Genomic DNA, 17,817 nt, shown 5'->3' on the forward strand with positions numbered 1-17,817 from the left:
ACCCGATGTCGGAATACGACGCGCGGGGCAAGGTCAACCGGGCGCTGCTGATCTGTGTCAGCGAGTACGAGAACCTGCCGGACCTCCCCGCGGTGGAGGCCAACGCGGACGAGCTCAAGCGCGTTCTGATCGACCCCGGCACCGATCTGTTCACCGGGCCCGAGGTCGTCATCTGCCGGCCCCGGGAGCCGTGGGAGCTGGAGCAGGCGCTGGACGCCGTCACCAAGGAGGCGCGCGGACTGCTGCTGGTGCACTTCTCCGGCCACGGTTGGGTCGGCCGCGACGGCGGCGACCTGCAACTGATGGTCGGCGTCTCGGCCACCCGGCAGCGTCACAAGACCGTCTCCTGGCAGGACATGGTGCTGTCCTACCTCGACAACGCACGGGCCGACCGGATCGTGATCGTCCTGGAGTGCTGCTACTCCGGCAACGCCGACGAAACCTTCCACTCCCGCCGCAAACCCATGTCGCTGCTGATGGCCGCACAGCCCAACCGCCGTATCTTCAGCGGCGACGAACCGGCCGGCGGCTCCCTCTTCACCCGTGCCGCGGTGCAGATCCTGGAATCCGGCATACCCGGCAAGGGTTTCGTCACCTTTGAGGATCTCGTCCGGGCGCTGCGCGAACGGCTCGCCCACGAGCAGACCCCGATGGGCGACGTCTGGGAGCCCCGCTCGGCGAAGCAGAACACCGTCGACGACGTCATCCTCTCCTTCGCCACCCCGGAGGTCCGGCCCCGGACCCCGCTGCGGATCCGGTTCCGCCGCCGGGCGAAGTCGCACTTCCAGCACTGGCTGAGGCTGCTGCTCGTCCTGGCGATCATCCTCGTACCGGCCACCGCCGGCGTCGTCCTCCTGAACCTCCAGGGCGGCGAACCGACCTGCCCGCCCGCCCTCGAACTGCGGCTGCTCACCGCCCCCGAGGCCGAACCCGCCCTCCGCCAGGCGGCGTTCACGTACGAGATGTCCGACCTCAACACCCGCCCCCTGAACGGCGAGGGCGGTCTCCCCGACGGCTGCCGGCGCGCCCAGATCACCGTCTACTCCGCGGCCAAGGACCAGGTCGACCAGGGCTTCGCGGCCGCCGACCGCTGGCAGGGCCAGGCCCACGGCTCCGGGGCGGGGTCCGGCAAGGGGCAGCAGGACGACGAGGGGATCGACCCGCTGCACCGGCCGGGACCGCAGCCCGACCTGTGGATCCCCGAATCCACCGCCGACTACGAGGAGGCCCGCCGCGGAATGCCCGCGGACGGCTCCCCGGCGACCCTGCGCAACACCGGACCCGTCGCGTACACCCCGCTGGTCGTCGGCATCCCGGCGAACGCTCGGCCGGCCGACGTCGAACGGATCGGCGCCTCCTGGCAGGACCTGCTCACCGGGACCGACAGCGACCACGCCGATCTCAAGCTGCTGCGCCCCAGCCCGGTGCTGTCCGGCACCGGCCTGCTGCACACCATCGGCCTCTACCTCGCCAACAACGGCTCTCAGATCGGCTCCGCGGGCCCGCCCGACGCCCAGCTCGCCCAGGACGCCGAGGGGCGGCTCTCCGCCCCGGGCAGCCAGTACGCGGGCAGTACGGAGCTGCTGTGCTCGCTGCGTCCGGCCCCGGCCCCGGGCCGGCCCGGCGGCGGCCGGCACACCCGGTCGGCGCCCCTGGTCTCCGAGAAGTCCCTCGCCGACTTCAACCTCGGCCGCGCCATCGGCAGTTGCCCGGCCCTGGACGCGCCACTCGCCCCCGGCAACCGGTACGCCGCCTACTACCCCAAGAACGTCCCGGCGCTGGACCACCCGCTGATCCGGGTCGACTGGGACGGCGCCGCGGACGCCACCCCCCGGCAGGCCGCGGTCGACCGCTTCGCCGCCTGGCTCCGCTCCCCGGACGGCGGCCAGCGCACCCTCATCGCGCAGGGCTACCGCGGGGTGCCCGGCGAGGACGGTGGCATGCCCCGTCCGCAGCACGGCTCACCGCTGCTCAACAGCCGCGCCGACGCCGATCTCGACGCCCCCGTCATCCCGTTCACCGCGGGCGGCGACCAGGTGGCCCGGGTGCTGGACGGCTATGCCAAGGCCCAGAAGTCCAGCCAGGTGCTGATCCTCTTCGACACCTCCACCTCCCTCGCGGAGGGCGGCAAGCTCCCGGTCGCCCTCAGCGCGGCCGGCCGCGCCCTGGAGATGGTGGGCGCCCGCCACACGTACGGCCTGTGGACCTTCCCGGACCGTACGCGCCCCACCGACCCCGAAGCGGTAGGTCGGGCCGTGCCGCTCGGCAGCGCCGACCCGGCCCCCGGCAAGGCCGCGCTGGACCGGATCGCGAAGGGCGAACTCGTCGAGCACGGCGCCGCGATGGAGGAGGCGCTGACCGCCGCCGTACGGGAGATGAAGGAATCCGCCGCCACCAACAAGGCCATCGTGCTCATCCTCGACCAGGACGACGGCGGCCCGCGGCGGGCGGCGGGCGTGGAGAAGACCCTCACCGCGCTCCTCAAGACGGCACCCGACGTGCCGGTCCTGACACTGGCGTTGGGCACCGACGGCTGCGACACCTTCACCCTCCAGGGACTGGCCGACGCGTCCAAGGGCCGGTGCGTGCCCGGCGGTCCCGACGCACCCGATCAGCTGGCCGGACTCGTCGCCTCCATCGGCACGGCCGGGATGGGGGACCGATGAGAGCTCCGCGTGCCACCGTGCCCGCCGCCCTGCTGTGCCTGACGCTGACGGCGGCGGCGAGCGGCTGTACGTCGGGTCCGGGGCCCGAGCCCGAGAAGGGCGCGATCGTCCTGGCCACCGGCAGCGACCTCAGCAGCTCCGGAGTCCGCCAGGACCTCATCCGGGCCTGGGAGAAACGCACCGGCCGCACGGTCCGGATCGTCAAACTCCCGGACACCGCGGACGGCCAGCGCAGCCAGCTGCTGGCGGCGGGCCAGTCCGGCGACACCCACTACGACGTGCTCAACATCGATGTGGCCTGGACCGCCGAGTTCGCCGAGGCGGGCGTCATCCGGCCCTGGGGCACGAGCCTGGACGGCGATTTCCTCGACAGCGTGGTCAAGACGGCGGAGTACGACGGCAAGGTGTGGGGAGTGCCCTTCAACACCGACGCCGGGCTGCTGTACTACCGCAAGGACATCCTCCGCGAGTACGGGTACAACCAACCCCCGTCCAACTGGGGCGAGTTGAAGAATGTCGCCGCCCAGGTCGCGGACGCCTACAACCGCAAGGCGGCAAAGGCCGCCAAGGCCGGTAAGAAGGGCCGGACCCCGCCCACGATGTACGGCATGGTCGCCCAGCTGCGGCCGTACGAAGGGCTCACCGTCAACACCCTGGAGTCCGCCTGGGCCAACGGAGGCGACCCGGAGGCGACCAGCTTCACGAAGGGCGAGCAGGTCGGCGCGCTCCAGCAGGGCGTCGCCGACGTCAAGGACCGGCTGGACTCGATCATGCCGCACGAGGCCACCACGATGGACGAGACGGAGAGCCGCCGCTGGTTCGCCGACGGCCGCGCGCTGTTCATGCGCAACTGGCCGGTGGAGTACGGCTCGGTCGCCGAGAAGCTCAAGGAGGGCGTCCAGTTCGCCGTCGCCCAGCTGCCGGGCCGGCCCACCGACGGCAAGCGGATGTCCGTCCTGGGCGGGCAGAACCTGGCGATCTCCGCCGGCAGTACCCGGCCGGAGGGCGCCCGCGCGCTGATCGCGGCGCTGACCAGCGCGGGCAGCGAGCGCTGTCTGCTGGAGCGGGGTTTCGCCGCGACCCGCGACTCGGCGTACCGGGACGCGGCGAAGGCGCCCGACTGCCCGCTGCCGCCCGGGGACGCCGAGCGCGGTGAGCAGGGCGCCACCCAGCGGCCGGCACCGGACCCAGGCGAGGAACCGGCCTACACCCGGACGCTGTACGCGGCGCTGCGGGCGGCCGCACCGCGCCCGCGCAGCGCCCACTACCAGACCTTCAGCAAGGTCGTACAGATCCGGGTCTCGGAGTACCTCAACAGCCGTGGCGGCACGGCCATCGCGGACGCGCTGGCCAGAGAAGCGGACGAGGCGCTCAGCGGTCACGGCTGATGCCGCGGTCCGCCGAACGCCTCGTCCGGTCTCTGCGCGTGTGTGCCTGCGCGTGTGTGTCTGTCGCTTCCGACTACGCCGTATCCGACTACGCCGTTTCCGGCTGTGCCGTTTCCGGCTGTGTCAGCCGGCGACGATCAGATAGATGCCGTACGCCACGGCCGCCGCGCACAGCGCGTAGGCCACCATCGCTCCGGCCCGCGCGCCCGCGGCGGGCGCGATGGTTGCGGCCGCACTTTCTTCCGCGCCTGCCGGGTTCGGCTTGCGGGACGTACCGACGATGCCGACGGTGAACAGGCCCACGATCCCGACCGTCACCGTGAGGCTGACGCCGAAGACCTGGCCGAGAGCTGCCCAGTCGATGCTCATGTACGTGTTCCTTAGGTGAGGGCCGCTAGGAGGTGGCCGTCGCGGCCTTGGCGCGCCGGGCTGCCGGGGTCGTGGAGGTGTCGGTGGCGGCCGCCGGGGCGGTCGCCTGGTCGCCGTCGGCTTCGGCCGCCTGCGGTTCGACGGCTTCCGCTTCCGGGGTCCGGGGAGCCGGAACGCCCGCCGGGGGAGGGGAGACGGTCTGCAGCGCGGCGGTCACCACACCGACCGGCTCCGCGGCCGGGCCCTCGTTGACGTTGGTGTGGTCGATCGGCTTGCGCCGGGAGGCGGCCCAGATTCCGCCGCAGATGGCGAGCGCGAGCACGGCGACCGTCGTCACGCCCCAGTCGCCCTGCCCGGCCAGGAACGCGGCACCCGCCGCGACCAGACCGGCGGCCGGCAGCGTCAGACCCCAGGCGGCGACCATCCGGCCGGCCGTGGACCAGCGCACCACGCCGCCCTTGCGGCCCAGCCCCGAGCCCATCACGGAGCCGGAGCAGACCTGGGTGGTGGAGAGCGCGAAGCCGAGGTGGGAGGAGGCCAGGATGGTGGCCGCGGCGCTGGTCTGGGCGGCGAAGCCCTGCGGCGGCTGGATGTCGGTGATGCCCTTGCCCATCGTGCGGATGATCCGCCAGCCGCCCAGGTAGGTGCCGAGCGCGATGGCGAGACCGGCCGAGACGATGACCCACAGCGGCGGGTCGGCGTGCGGGGCGACCACACCGCCGGTGATCAGCGCCAGCGTGATCACACCCATCGTCTTCTGTGCGTCATTGGTGCCGTGGGCGAGCGAGACCAGGGCGGCCGAGGCGATCTGGCCGGCGCGGTAGCCCTTGGCGGTCTCCGCCTCGTCGCGGTTGCGGGCGAGCCGGTAGGTCAGCCGGGTGGCCACCGTCGCCGCGAGTCCGGCGACGAGGGGGGCCGCCACGGCCGGGATCAGTACCTTCATCACCACGGCCTCGCCGTGCACGCCGTTGGTCCCGACGGACACCAGGGTCGCGCCGATCAGACCGCCGAACAGGGCGTGGGAGGAGCTGGAGGGGAGTCCGGCGAGCCAGGTGAGCAGGTTCCAGACGATGGCGCCGACCAGGCCGGCGAAGATCACTTCAGGTCTGATGCCGGCGCTCTCGTCGATGATTCCGCCGGAGATGGTCTTGGCGACCTCCACCGACAGAAACGCTCCGACGAGGTTCAGCGCCGCAGACATCGCCACCGCGGTCTTGGGTCGCAAGGCGCCGGTGGAAATGGTGGTGGCCATTGCGTTGGCCGTGTCGTGGAAGCCGTTCGTAAAGTCGAACACCAAGGCCGTGACGATCACGATCCCGATGAGAAGCGTGATGTGTTCCATTCACCCAGGCAATCAGTTCGATGGTCAGTGACGCTCGGAACGTACGGAGGGTTGGTGAACGGAAGGTGAACTGGAGCGGGCCCGGTGATGACACCACCGCATTGTTCGCGAGGAGGTACCTCTCCCGTCACTTCCGCATCACCCTGTCGCAAACTTCTTGAGCTCTGCCGGCGAGCCGATCCAGCGGTCCTGATCACCCGGCAGCGGGCCGTGTCCGGCGCACTGCCAGAAGCTCAGGAACGACCAGCCGGCGGGCAGCCGCCCCGGTGAGGAGTGCCAGCTCGCCAGCCACAGCGGGTGGGTCGCGCCGAACTCCCGGCTGCGGCCGGTGCACCGATTCCACCAGTGCGTTGTGGTGTAGATCACCGGCCGCCGGCCGGTGCCCCGCCACACCTCGTCGCTGAAGGCGCGGATCCAGCGGACCATCGCGGCCCGGCCCAGTCCGTAGCAGGGCTTCTCGGCGTTGTACGGGTTGTGCTCGACGTCGAGGGCGGGCGGCAGCGTCCAGCCGTCCGGCTTCCAGTGGCCGCCGTGCCGTAGGAAGTGCCGGGCCTGCGCGGTGCCGGACGACGTGTCCGGGAGCGCGAAGTGGTACGCGCCGTGCAGCAGGCCGGCATTGCGGGAGCCGCTGTAATGCCTGCCGAACCGGGGGTTGCGGTAGGAGTCGGACTCGGTGGCCTTGACGTAGACGAACCGCGCGCCCTTCGCCCGGGCGGCGGACCAGTCGATGTGCTTCTGGTACGAGGAGACATCGTGCCCCCGGGGCCGGTTGTCTGCGGCGGCGGGGATTCCGGCGAGCGCGGCGCCGGCGAGGGCGGCGGCGGTGACGCCAACGGCTATCAGGCGGTGGGGGGTGCGGTCACGGGCCATAGGTCCCCCTGAATGGCGACGTGCATGACAATCACCACGACGTTAACGGGTCGCCGGCACAAGACGGTCGAACTCCGGCCAATCGCCCTTAGCGGGCCTGCTGCCCCCATTTGGCGGATACCGGGATGATGCGCCCTTGGCGTACAGTGCCTCGGCCTGCCCGTACGGTGTCGCGCACCGCATCCGCTTCTGCTGCCACCGCGCCGGAGGACACCATGAAGGACCAGTCCGACCGCCTCGCCGCCGCCTGGGACGAGCTGGTCGACACCGCCCGCCGAACGGTCGCCGACGGTCTGGTCGTCGGCACATCGGGCAATGTGTCGGTCCGGGTCAGAGACCTGATCCTGGTCACGCCCAGCGGGGTCCCCTACGACCGGCTCGGACCGTCCGACACCACCGCGGTCGACCTCGACGGGCGCCAGATCATCGGCCGGCTCCGGCCGACCAGCGAACTCCCCATGCACCTGGCGGTGTACCGCAGCACCGCGGCCACCGCCGTCGTGCACACCCACGCCCCGCACGCCACGGCCGTCTCCACCCTCGTCCCCGAACTCCCGCCGGTCCACTACATGACCGCGGCGCTCGGCGGACCCGTCCGGGTCGCCCCGTACGCCCTCTACGGCAGCGAGGAGCTGGCCGCGAACATGCTCGGTGCGCTGCGCGACCGCACCGCCTGTCTGCTCCAGAACCACGGCACCATGGCCTACGGCGACAGCCTCGACCAGGCGCTGGACCGCACCGCCCAGCTGGAGTGGATGTGCCGGGTCTGGCTCACCGCCGCATCCGTCCCCGGCTGTACGCCCAGCCTGCTGTCGCCCGGTCAGCTCGACGCGGCCGGCGCACAACTGCGCGGCTACGGCCAGCGGAAAGACCCCCTGGACTGAGTCCGGCAGCCGCCTGCGCTCCGCTCCTGCCGCCCCCGTCACCCGCCCGCCCCCGCCCGCTGGCCGTGACCGGCACCCCTCCGCACACTGAGGAGGTGCGCCTGCGTACTGCGGCGGCTGCGGCCGCCACCACCGTGATCGGTGCCGGGGCGGCCGCCGTGGCGGTCGGCCGGTACGCCAGCGACATTGCCCTGAAACCATCGCCCGACCACCCCTTGCCGGGCGACTCCCGTCTCACGGTTCACTCCGCCACCGACGACCTGATCACCCTGACCCGAAGCCTCGCGTCCCTGCGGCCCGGCGTCTACGGGCTCACCGGAGCCGGCTGCCATGCGGTGCTGGGCCCCGTCGTACACGGCAGCCCGCAGGCCGCCGACACGGTCGTACGCCGGCTCACGCGGGTCACCCACGGCGTCCTCACCCCGGGCGCCCGGATGCGCATGACCCCGCAGGTCCACATCGGCAACCCCCGCGACGCCCTCGGCGCCGACAGCGCCGACATCGACATCCCCGGCGAACTCGGCGCCCTCCCCGCCTGGTTCGTCCCCGGCGTCCGCGACACCTGGGTCATCACCGTGCACGGCCTCGGCACCACACGTGAGCACCCCATGGTCGTCATGCCGTTCCTGCGGCGGCACCAGGTCCCCATCCTCGATCTCGCCTACCGCAATGACCTCGGCGCCCCGCGCACCGCCGACGGCGTCAATCACCTCGGCGACTCCGAATGGCGCGATCTGGACGCCGCGATCCGCTACGCGATCCGCTACGGCGCCCGCGACGTCGTCCTGCACGGCTGGTCCACCGGCGCCACGATGGCGCTGCGCGCCGCCGTCCACTCCGCGCTGCGCGACCGGATCAGCGGCATCGTGCTGGACTCACCGGTCCTCGACCGGCATGCCACGGTCCGCGCGCTGGCCGCCGCCCGGCGGGTCCCGCGCGCCCTGCTGCCGCTGGTCGTCCGCGCCGCCCAGGGTGTGACGGGCGTGCCCGTCGACCACCCGGCCGACGCCGTGGACCCCGACCGGCTGACCGCGCCCGTACTCCTCTTCCACGGCCCGGACGACACCATCGCCCCCTGGGCCGCCTCCCGCTCCCTCGCCGCCCGCCGCGCGGACCTGATCACCCTGCAACCGGTCCCGCACGCACCGCACGCCGCGATGTGGAACGCCGACCCGACCGGCTACGAAGAGGCACTCCGCCGCTTCCTCACCCCACTGCTGTAGAAACCGGTCCGCACCTGGCGCGACGGCCCCCGCCGCACCTGCCGCCCCGATGACGCGCGGGCGTACAGGGGGACAACTCCCCACATCAGGGATGGGTCGCCAAGGTGACGCGGCCCGCCGAGATCGCAAGCCGGGTTCCGATTGGGCTTTCGGGCCGTCAGAGGCAAGACTGCTCCTGTGACGTCCCGTACCCCGCGCGACTCCCGGCTCCGACTCGTCCCCCGTCAACCGATTGCGGCCGCCCGCCGGGCGGTGAGCACCCGGGCCGCCCGCCCGGCGCCCCGCCCGCCGGAGGGCACCCCGCCGCCCGCGGAACTGGCGCGGCAGGCCCGCACCGTCCTGGCCGGTTCGGTCCGGCTCGCCCGCTGGGCCGACGGCGCCGGCGGCCAGGCCGCCGGCGCCGCCCTGCGGGCCGGCCCGGACGGAGCGCTGCCGGCCGCCGACGCGGAACGCGCCGCCGAGGCCCTGGGACTGACGCCGCAGCAGGTCCGCGCCGACTGGGACGGGGCCAGGCTCGCCGGACTCATCGAGCTGCACGGCGGCGTCGCCCGCCCCGGCTGGCGGCTGCGTGCCTGGGACCGCGACGACACCGCCGCGCTGCGCGGCTGGGTCGCCCTCTTCGACGCCTGGTCGCTGGCCCGCCCCACACCGGACGGCGCCGGGCCGACGATCGTCGCCGAAGTCGTCGAGGCCGTACCGCAGTTGCTGTCGCTGCTGCACCTGTCCGCCGGACCCGTGCGACTGCCGGTCCTGCTGGACATGCTCGACCAGCGCGTCGCCGAACTGCGTACGGAGCGCTGCGAGGTGCCCTACGGGCAGGACCCGGCCGCCGACACCGACGGAGGGGAGAGCGACGCCGCGGGGGCGTCGCTCGCCGAGCTCCTCGGCTGGGCGCTGGACGCCCTCACGGCGGTGGGAGCGCTGGTGCCGCCGGACGGCGCGCGCGACGGTGGATACGAGAGCGGCCACGCCGGCTACGACGGCCCCGAGGCGCAGCTGACGCCGCTCGGCAACTGGTCGGTGTGGGTCAAGCTGGAGCAGATCTGTGTGGCCGCGCAGAGCCCGGCCGGCCATATCGAACAGTCCGCGGAGGCGATGCTGCGCGGCTGCGCCCGGCTGACCCCCGGCCCGGCCCGCACCGAATACCGCGCCTGGCTCGCCGCCCGCTCCGTCGGCGCCGCCGTCGAGGAGCTGCTGACCGTGGCCCGCGGCGAGGACGCGCTGCTGCGCGGGCTGGCCTTCGAGGCGCTGCGCGCGGTCGGCGCCCCGGCCGAACCCGCCGTACGCGCGGCGGCCGATGAGCCGGGGCTGCGGCCGTACGCCCTGCTGTGGCTGGTCGAGCACGAGGGCGGTGACCCGGAGGACGCGCCCGATGTGCTCACCCGCGAGGAACTGACCTGGCTGTGGGTGGACACCGCGGCGGCCGTCGCGGACCACGGCGAGACCCAACTGCTGGTCCGGCACCTCGACTCGGCGGTCCAGGGCTCCGTACCGCGGCTCCTGGCGGAGGTACGCGCAGTGGGTCACCCGCGCACCGTGCAGGTGCTGGTCGCGCTCGCCGCGGCCCATCCCGACCCGGCGCTCGCCAAGGCCGTACGCCGTGCGGCGTTCCAGGTGCACACGGGCGGAGCCTGAGCGACGCGGCGGGGGCGGCGGGTGCATCAGGCCGAGGCGCCCGGGACGTACGTCCCGAAGCTCCAGATGTTGCCCTCGCCGTCCCGCGCCATGTAGTCCCGCGAGCCGTAGTCCTGGTCCGTGGGCGGCATCAGGATCTCCACCCCGGCCGCCTCGGCCCGTTTGAAGTGCGCGTCGGTGTCCTGGACGACGACGTAGACGCCGGTCGGCCCGGCATCGCCCATCGCCGTGTCGAAGACGCCGCCGTGCCCCTTGGAGCCCAGCATCACCCTGCCGTTGCCGTACGACAGCTCGGCGTGCAGCACCGCGCCGTCCTCGCCTTCGTACACCGCCTCCTTGGCGAAGCCGAAGGCATCGGTCAGCAGCCGGATCGCGGCCTGGGCGTCCCGGTAGAGCAGCGTCGGGTAGATCGTGGGCGCACCGGAACCCGGGGTCGCGTTGGTCATGAGGGTCACCATCCCTGCACAGAGCCCGACGAAGATCATCGACTCGACGAACCCGATGAAGGGGTGATCGGAGGTCACCGGGCAACCCCTTCACCGAGCAGCTTCTTTGAGACCTGCATCACAGTCTCGCAGCCGGGTCTGACATCGCATCCGCAGCTGCCGGGCGCCTTGCCGCACAACGCGCCTCCCCGACCGACGTCTTCGACGGCCGCCCGGAAATAAGTGCTTGCACCGCACCGTTAGACTGCCTGTATGGCAGTTCTCCTCTGGGTTCATTAGACGGCGTAGACCGCTCTCGGACCGTCCGTCCAACCCGCCGTCTTCCTGCCCTGGAGTTTTTCCGTGATCACCGCCTCAGGCCTTGAGCTGCGCGCCGGCGCCCGAATCCTCATCGAGTCCGCTTCCTTCCGTATCGCCAAGGGCGACCGCGTCGGCCTGGTCGGCCGCAACGGCGCCGGCAAGACCACCCTCACCAAGGTGCTCGCCGGCGAGGGCATCCCCGCCGCCGGCACCGTCGCCCGCTCCGGCGCCGTCGGCTACCTGCCGCAGGACCCGCGCACCGGCGACCTGGACGTGCTCGCCCGCGACCGCATCCTGTCCGCCCGCGACCTGGACTCCGTGCTCCGCAAGATGCGTGAGAACGAGGACCGGATGGCGAACGGCAAGGGCGCCACCCGCGAAAAGGCGATGAAGAAGTACGAGCGCCTGGAGACCGAGTTCCTGACCAAGGGCGGTTACGCCGCCGAGGCGGAGGCCGCGACCATCGCCGCCAGCCTCGGCCTGCCCGACCGCATCCTCGGCCAGCCCCTCCATACGCTCTCCGGCGGTCAGCGCCGCCGCGTGGAACTGGCCCGGATCCTCTTCTCGGATTCCGACACCCTGCTGCTCGACGAGCCGACCAACCACCTGGACGCCGACTCCATCGTCTGGCTGCGCGACTACCTCAAGACCTACCGCGGCGGCTTCATCGTCATCTCGCACGACGTCGACCTGGTCGAGACCGTCGTCAACAAGGTGTTCTATCTCGACGCCAACCGCTCGCAGATCGACGTCTACAACATGGGCTGGAAGCTCTACCAGCAGCAGCGCGAGGCCGACGAGAAGCGTCGCAAGCGCGAGCGGGCGAACGCCGAGAAGAAGGCCGCGGCCCTCAACAGCCAGGCCGACAAGATGCGGGCCAAGGCCACCAAGACCGTCGCCGCGCAGAACATGGCCAAGCGCGCCGACAGGCTGCTCGCCGGGCTGGACGCGGTGCGGGTCTCCGACAAGGTCGCCAAGCTGCGCTTCCCGGACCCGGCACCCTGCGGCAAGACGCCGCTCACCGCCGAGGGCCTGTCCAAGTCCTACGGCTCCCTGGAGATCTTCACCGACGTCGATCTGGCCATCGACAAGGGCTCCCGGGTCGTCATCCTCGGCCTCAACGGCGCCGGCAAGACCACCCTGCTGCGGCTGCTCGGCGGTGTGGAGACGCCGGACACCGGCGAGGTCCGCCCCGGGCACGGACTCAAGCTCGGCTACTACGCCCAGGAGCACGAGACGCTGGACCCGGACCGCACGGTCCTGGAGAACATGCGCTCGGCCGCCCCGGACATGGACCTGGTCGCCATCCGCAAGACGCTGGGCTCCTTCCTCTTCTCCGGTGACGACGTCGACAAGCCCGCCGGCGTGCTCTCCGGTGGTGAGAAGACCCGCCTCGCCCTGGCCACGCTGGTCGTCTCCTCCGCCAACGTCCTGCTCCTCGACGAGCCGACCAACAACCTCGACCCGGCCAGCCGCGAGGAGATCCTCGGCGCGCTGCACACCTTCACCGGTGCGGTGGTCCTGGTGACGCACGACGAGGGAGCGGTGGACGCGCTGCAGCCGGAGCGCATCATCTTGCTGCCCGACGGCGTCGAGGACCTGTGGGGCCCGGACTACGCGGACCTGGTCGCGTTGGCCTGATCAAGGCCGTATGGATCATTCGGCCGACGGGTGATCCATCATCTGAGTGAGAACGGCTCATACATCGGCGAGCCTGCGGCGAACGGCCGGGTCCCCTGGGGCCCGGCCGTCCCTTTTTCGGTCGCATATCCCCTGACCTGCCCGTTCTCGGAGAAAGTGACGCCCGGACGGCCCGCGGGACAGTCGGAATCTGGAATTCCGGCCGCTGTCGCCAGGCGTCCGGCGGCAAAGGATGTCGCACGGACCTTGGGGAAGGGGTGGCCAGGAAGCCGGGTAGGGGTGATCATGAGAGTCCAGAGCGCACTTCCCACGAGGAGGCACGGGTGGCCGAGACTCTGAAGAAGGGCAGCCGGGTAACCGGCGCCGCGCGCGAGAAGCTCGCGGCAGACCTGAAGAAGAAGTACGACTCCGGTGCGAGCATCCGGGCGCTGGCCGAGGAAACCGGCCGCTCCTATGGATTCGTGCACCGGATGCTCAGTGAATCCGGTGTGATCCTGCGCGGTCGGGGCGGAGCCACGAGGGGCAAGAAGGCCGCCTCGGCCTGACGATCGCGACTCCGAGTGCAGCGGTGCCCCCGGTCGGTCGAGCAGCCGGCCGGGAGGTTACCGTTCAGTCACTTACGCACGCAGGTGTGCGGCTGGCTGACTCGGAGGCGCCCCATGACTCTGCTCGACAAGGACGGTGTGCGGCTCACCGTGGACGACGCGATCGCCACGGTGACCCTCGCCAATGCGGCCAAGCGCAATGCGCAGTCGCCGGCCATGTGGCGGGCGTTGGCCGAGGCGGGTTCGCTGCTGCCGGGAAACGTACGCGTCGTGGTGCTGCGCGGTGAAGGCAAGTCCTTCTCCGCGGGCCTCGACCGGCAGGCGTTCACGCCTGAAGGGTTCCCCGGCGAGCCGTCGTTCATCGATTTGGCGCGCGGCTCGGACGGTGAACTCGACGCCACCATCGCCGAATACCAGGAAGCGTTCACCTGGTGGCGGCGCAATGACCTGGTGTCCATCGCCGCCGTGCAGGGGCATGCGATCGGCGCGGGCTTCCAGCTCGCCCTCGCCTGCGATCTGCGGGTCGTCGCGCAGGACGTGCAGTTCGCCATGCGCGAGACCAGCCTGGGCCTCGTACCCGACCTGACCGGTACGCACCCCCTGGTCGCGCTGGTCGGCTACGCCCGTGCGCTGGAGATCTGCGCCACCGGGCGCTTTGTGCACGCCGACGAGGCCGAGCGGGTGGGCCTGGCCAATCTCGTGGTGCCCGGTGACGAACTCGACGGCACGGTGGCCGACTTGGCGGCCGCGCTCACCGCTGCGCCGCGCGACGCCGTCATCGAGACCAAGGCCCTGCTGGCCGGCGCCGCAGGCCGCACGTACGAGGAGCAGCGCACCGCGGAACGCGCCGCCCAGGCGCGCCGGCTGCGTGATCTCGCGGGCGTAGGGGAGTAGTTGCGTGGTCGAACACATCCCGTAGGGGGTGAAAGGTCCCCCTGCGGGGCCACAACGCGGGGGCGCCGGGCAGGTATTCCGGTGGCTCACAAGGTGAGCGGCAAAGACGCCACCCAGGGCGTTACTCGTCTAGGGCCTGTCCGATGGGTCAGGGTCGGACAGGCCCTAGCCCCGCTCCACCGCCGTGACCAGCACGGCGACCGTCAGCGGTGCGGGCAGTGCCGCTGTCACCGCCGCCCGCACCGCGCCGGTGACATCCAGCGTGCGATGGCCGGCCGTGGTCGCCAGCTGGATCAGGGCGTGCCCTTCGGCGAGCCGTACCGGGCGGGACAGGCCGCCGAGTGCGGGCGCGAGGCGGGCCACGCCCGGGACCGCCAGCGCCGCGGCGGCGGCTCCTTCAGGACTGGCCTGGGTGGAACCCGTCCGGCCGTCCGGAGCGACGGTCGGCGTTCGGTCGGCCGTGGGTGTCGCGGGCGTCGGCGGGGAAACGGCCGCCTCGCCGGCCTCGTCCGCCTCCAAGAGCCCGCTCACCCGCAGATCCACCGTGCTCACCACCAGCCCCAGCTCCCGGTCGGACGCAGTCAGCAGCGCCGCGCGCAGCCCGTCGGCGATGGCGGGCAGCGGGCGGTCGGCGACCGCGGCGAAGTCCGCCTCGATCCGTAGCGGGCCGGGCGGTAGCGCGCTCGGCGGTGCCGGTACCGCCGGTTCCGGGGCGTCGTCGGGCTCCGCGACGGACAGCCGCAGCGTGCCCACCCGCACACCGGTCCGCGATCCGACGGCCGTCCGCAACACCTCTGTGGCCGCCTGCTCGGTGATCCAGGCCCCGTCCGCGGGCCCACCGAGCGGCAGCACCCGGCCGATCCCGAGCTGCTGCCGCACCGTCTGTGCCAACTGGTTCGCGGCCACCGCACACCCCTTTCCCGGACTCTGCTCCCAGCCTGCCGCAGACCGGCCCGTACGGCAGGAGGTGTGCGGAGCTGCACCGGACGGAGCACTCCGCTGCCGCATCCCTGGAGCGAGCCCCGGTAACCCGACCTACTGTGGGGAACGGAGCGGGCAGCCCGCATTTCCCCGCGGAAGGGACGAACGTCGATGACCGAGACCCCGCAGAATCCAGACGCGAAGACACTCAGCAGCAAACGGGGCGGCGGCGACCCCGCGGTCCGGGGGCGTACCACCATCGCCGACGGAGTCGTGGAGAAGATCGCCGGACTCGCGGCCCGCGATGTCGTCGGCGTCCACGCCATGGGCAGCGGATTCGCCCGCACGCTCGGCGCCGTCCGGGAGCGGGTGCCCGGCGGCGGCAAGGGCTCCTCGGCGACCCGCGGGGTGAAGGCCGAGGTCGGCGAGGTGCAGACCGCGCTGGACCTGGAGATCGTGGTCGATTACGGCGTCTCCATCGCGGATGTCGCGCGGGCCGTCCGGGAGAACGTCATCGCCGCCGTCGAGCGGATGACCAGCCTGGAGGTCGTCGAGGTCAATATCGCGGTCAGTGACGTCAAGCTGCCCGACGAGGAAGATGAAGAAGAGGAACGGGAGTCGCGGCTTCAGTGACCCGGGCCGTACGAAGTGGCAGCGAAGGAGCGCATGATGAGCATGGCCGTGGTCGGTCTTGTGGCCGGTATGGCGCTGGGCTTCGCCGGATACTTCGGCGGTTTCGGGGCGTTTGTCCTGGTGGCGGCGCTGGGCGCCATCGGGTTCGTGGCGGGTAAATTCGTGGACGGCGATCTGGAGCCGGGCGATTTCTTCCGTACCCGCACCGGCGACCGCGACGACCGGCGGCGGTGAGACCCGGTGGCAGCCGTCTGCCAGGGGGCCTCGGCCGCCGCTGCCTCTCCCGTACCGGCGGGGGAGCGGGGCGCGACCAGGATCGCTGACCGGGTGGTGGCGAAGATCGCCGCTCAGGCGGCGCGCGAGGCGCTGCACAAGGCGGCCCCCACCGCGCCCACCGACGCCCATGCGACGGTGACCGTGCACCGGCGGGACGGCCAGCAGCACTTCGGCGAGGCCCGGGTGCGGGTGGCCGTGGAGCTGGGCTACCCCTCCGACATCGGCGCGCAGTGCGGCGACGTGCGTCGCCAAGTCACCGAGCGGGTAGGGGCATTGGCGAGTATGGAGGTGTCGCACGTCGCGGTGGACGTCGAGCGCCTGCACTCACCGCTGCTGGACACCACGGACCGGGGGAGGGTGCTGTGAGCGAGCGCAGCGTGGGGGTCCCCCCGGCCGGAGGCTGGGGGAGAACCGTGGAGAGGTGCGCGCCTCGCGAGTGCGGGGCTGAACGCAGCGAGGTGTCGGCATGAGCGATGACGCGGAGCCGTCGGACACCCGGCGACTGCCGACGCTCGACAAACGGCCGGGCACCACGGACGGGTGGGAGCAGTCGACGTCGTCCGCGGCCCATACGAGCACCGAGGACCACGACCGGGCCGGGCGGTTCTGGTCGGCCCGCAGTGTGCCCGCCGCCCTCGTCGCCGCGGTGCTGCTCGGCGCCGCGGGCCTGCTGCTCTACGACGTGGTGGCAGTGCGCGCCGGCCACCACGCGATGACCTGGCGCCGCTGGCTCGCCGACCAACTGGCCACCCGACACCTCGACTCCGTGTGGCTCGTCGTGATCGCGGCGGCCGTCCTGCTCATCGGGATCTGGCTGATCGTGCTGGCCGTCACCCCGGGACTGCGCCAGGTGCTGCCGATGCGGCACACCGCTCCCGGTGTCCGGGCGGGCTTGGACCGTTCGGCAGCGGCGCTGGTGCTGCGCGACCGCGCCATGGAGGTCGCGGGCGTCCAGTCCGTACGGATGACCGTCACCCGTCGCAAAGCCACCGCCCGGGTCGTCTCGCACTTCCGTGAGCTGGACGAGGTCCGCGTCGACCTGGACGAAGCGCTCGGCGAGGGCCTGCGGGAGCTGGGTCTCGCGCAGCGGCTGGGTCTGTTCGTCGATGTCCGGCGCCCGAAGAAGAGGTGAGCGCACGATGCGCCAGGTCCGAAGAACCGCCAACCGGGTGCTGCTGGGCCTGACCGGCGTGGTGCTGCTCGGCACCGGCGGGACGGTGCTGCTCGGCGGGCTGGGTCTGGCCGCGCGGTGGAACCTCGATCTGCCCGACAACTGGCCCTGGGCCGAGCCCGACGACGTACTGCTCAGCGAGCAGAACCGCACCCGCTGGACGGACACCGGCTGGTGGTGGCCCACCGTCATCGCCGCCCTCGCCGTCATCGTCCTGCTCCTGCTGTGGTGGCTGCTGGCCCAGCTCCGCAGGCACCGGCTGAACGAGATCCTCGTTGACAGCGGCGACGGCGAGGGCGCCCTGCTGCGCGGCCGGGCGCTGGAAGCCGTCCTGGCGGCCGAGACGGAGTCGCTGGAGGGCGTCGAACGGGCCGACGTACGGCTGACCGGACGCCGGACCGAGCCGCGGGTACGGGCCGTCCTGACGCTCGCCCCGCACGCCGACCCGGGCACCGTCCTGCTGCGCCTCGCCGACGAGTCGATGGCGCATGCGCGCGGCTCGGCGGGGCTCGACCGGCTGCCGGTGGACGTCCGGCTGCGCGCGGTGCGCCACCGGGCGGAGAGGGTCAGCTAGGGCCTGTCCGATGGGTCAGGGTCGGTCCGGCCCTAGGGC

18 protein-coding genes are annotated in these 17,817 nt (G+C 72.3%); 13 read left to right on the plus strand and 5 right to left on the minus strand.

Annotation, left to right across the window (positions count from 1 at the left end):
• Window positions 1-5: 5 nt before the first annotated feature.
• Both AB0I10_RS31390 and AB0I10_RS31395 read left to right on the plus strand, forming a co-directional pair.
• Complete coding sequence (locus AB0I10_RS31390; RefSeq protein ID WP_363156064.1) at window positions 6-2,666, plus strand: caspase family protein; 2,661 nt, start codon at window positions 6-8, stop codon at window positions 2,664-2,666.
• Window positions 2,663-4,054: an extracellular solute-binding protein gene (locus AB0I10_RS31395; protein WP_363156065.1), complete on the plus strand. Its 1,392-nt coding sequence runs from the start codon at window positions 2,663-2,665 to the stop codon at window positions 4,052-4,054. The genes AB0I10_RS31390 and AB0I10_RS31395 overlap by 4 nt, the downstream gene beginning before the upstream one ends.
• A gap of 123 nt (window positions 4,055-4,177) precedes the next feature.
• Here AB0I10_RS31395 and AB0I10_RS31400 read toward each other — a convergent pair whose 3' ends face one another.
• The 3 genes from AB0I10_RS31400 to AB0I10_RS31410 all read right to left on the minus strand — a co-directional run bounded on the left by AB0I10_RS31400 (window position 4,178) and on the right by AB0I10_RS31410 (window position 6,635).
• On the minus strand, window positions 4,178-4,423 hold the full coding sequence (locus tag AB0I10_RS31400) for a hypothetical protein (protein WP_363156066.1): 246 nt from the start codon (window positions 4,421-4,423) through the stop codon (window positions 4,178-4,180).
• A gap of 25 nt (window positions 4,424-4,448) precedes the next feature.
• On the minus strand, window positions 4,449-5,765 hold the full coding sequence (locus AB0I10_RS31405) for an inorganic phosphate transporter (RefSeq protein ID WP_363156067.1): 1,317 nt from the start codon (window positions 5,763-5,765) through the stop codon (window positions 4,449-4,451).
• Between the two features lie 138 nt (window positions 5,766-5,903).
• Window positions 5,904-6,635: a lysozyme gene (locus AB0I10_RS31410; RefSeq protein WP_363156068.1), complete on the minus strand. Its 732-nt coding sequence runs from the start codon at window positions 6,633-6,635 to the stop codon at window positions 5,904-5,906.
• 215 nt (window positions 6,636-6,850) lie between these two features.
• On the opposite strand from AB0I10_RS31410, the gene AB0I10_RS31415 reads away from it, so the two are divergent.
• From AB0I10_RS31415 to AB0I10_RS31425, 3 genes are all read left to right on the plus strand, one after another.
• Entirely contained in the window at window positions 6,851-7,519 is a 669-nt protein-coding gene (locus tag AB0I10_RS31415; protein WP_363156069.1) for a class II aldolase/adducin family protein, read from the plus strand.
• Between the two features lie 95 nt (window positions 7,520-7,614).
• The gene (locus AB0I10_RS31420; RefSeq protein ID WP_363156070.1) at window positions 7,615-8,742 is read left to right on the plus strand and encodes a hypothetical protein; all 1,128 of its coding nucleotides are present in this window, start codon (window positions 7,615-7,617) and stop codon (window positions 8,740-8,742) included.
• Window positions 8,743-8,919: 177 nt separating this feature from the next.
• Window positions 8,920-10,377: a hypothetical protein gene (locus tag AB0I10_RS31425; protein ID WP_363156071.1), complete on the plus strand. Its 1,458-nt coding sequence runs from the start codon at window positions 8,920-8,922 to the stop codon at window positions 10,375-10,377.
• A gap of 26 nt (window positions 10,378-10,403) precedes the next feature.
• On the opposite strand, the gene AB0I10_RS31430 is transcribed toward AB0I10_RS31425, so the two are convergent.
• Window positions 10,404-10,835: a VOC family protein gene (locus tag AB0I10_RS31430; RefSeq protein ID WP_363156082.1), complete on the minus strand. Its 432-nt coding sequence runs from the start codon at window positions 10,833-10,835 to the stop codon at window positions 10,404-10,406.
• A 330-nt stretch (window positions 10,836-11,165) separates the two neighbouring features.
• Between AB0I10_RS31430 and AB0I10_RS31435 the strand changes: the two genes are divergently transcribed.
• The 3 genes from AB0I10_RS31435 (at window position 11,166) to AB0I10_RS31445 (ending at window position 14,203) form a co-directional block, all read left to right on the plus strand.
• On the plus strand, window positions 11,166-12,764 hold the full coding sequence (locus AB0I10_RS31435; RefSeq protein WP_363156072.1) for an ABC-F family ATP-binding cassette domain-containing protein: 1,599 nt from the start codon (window positions 11,166-11,168) through the stop codon (window positions 12,762-12,764).
• Between the two features lie 323 nt (window positions 12,765-13,087).
• Window positions 13,088-13,309: a helix-turn-helix domain-containing protein gene (locus AB0I10_RS31440; protein ID WP_030366669.1), complete on the plus strand. Its 222-nt coding sequence runs from the start codon at window positions 13,088-13,090 to the stop codon at window positions 13,307-13,309.
• A gap of 114 nt (window positions 13,310-13,423) precedes the next feature.
• Complete coding sequence (locus AB0I10_RS31445; RefSeq protein ID WP_363156073.1) at window positions 13,424-14,203, plus strand: enoyl-CoA hydratase/isomerase family protein; 780 nt, start codon at window positions 13,424-13,426, stop codon at window positions 14,201-14,203.
• A gap of 165 nt (window positions 14,204-14,368) precedes the next feature.
• Here AB0I10_RS31445 and AB0I10_RS31450 read toward each other — a convergent pair whose 3' ends face one another.
• Complete coding sequence (locus AB0I10_RS31450) at window positions 14,369-15,109, minus strand: hypothetical protein (RefSeq protein ID WP_363156074.1); 741 nt, start codon at window positions 15,107-15,109, stop codon at window positions 14,369-14,371.
• A 186-nt stretch (window positions 15,110-15,295) separates the two neighbouring features.
• On the opposite strand from AB0I10_RS31450, the gene AB0I10_RS31455 reads away from it, so the two are divergent.
• The 5 genes from AB0I10_RS31455 (at window position 15,296) to amaP (ending at window position 17,778) form a co-directional block, all read left to right on the plus strand.
• Window positions 15,296-15,757, plus strand: a complete 462-nt coding sequence (locus AB0I10_RS31455; protein WP_363156075.1) for an Asp23/Gls24 family envelope stress response protein — start codon at window positions 15,296-15,298, stop codon at window positions 15,755-15,757.
• A gap of 36 nt (window positions 15,758-15,793) precedes the next feature.
• Window positions 15,794-15,991: a hypothetical protein gene (locus AB0I10_RS31460; protein ID WP_363156076.1), complete on the plus strand. Its 198-nt coding sequence runs from the start codon at window positions 15,794-15,796 to the stop codon at window positions 15,989-15,991.
• 6 nt (window positions 15,992-15,997) lie between these two features.
• On the plus strand, window positions 15,998-16,399 hold the full coding sequence (locus AB0I10_RS31465; RefSeq protein WP_363156077.1) for a hypothetical protein: 402 nt from the start codon (window positions 15,998-16,000) through the stop codon (window positions 16,397-16,399).
• A gap of 100 nt (window positions 16,400-16,499) precedes the next feature.
• Complete coding sequence (locus tag AB0I10_RS31470; RefSeq protein ID WP_363156078.1) at window positions 16,500-17,165, plus strand: DUF6286 domain-containing protein; 666 nt, start codon at window positions 16,500-16,502, stop codon at window positions 17,163-17,165.
• Between the two features lie 7 nt (window positions 17,166-17,172).
• On the plus strand, window positions 17,173-17,778 hold the full coding sequence (gene amaP / locus AB0I10_RS31475; protein WP_363156079.1) for an alkaline shock response membrane anchor protein AmaP: 606 nt from the start codon (window positions 17,173-17,175) through the stop codon (window positions 17,776-17,778).
• The last annotated feature ends 39 nt before the right edge of the window (window positions 17,779-17,817 follow it).

This window comes from Streptomyces sp. NPDC050636, from assembly GCF_040654775.1.
Taxonomy (GTDB): Bacteria; Actinomycetota; Actinomycetes; order Streptomycetales; family Streptomycetaceae; genus Streptomyces.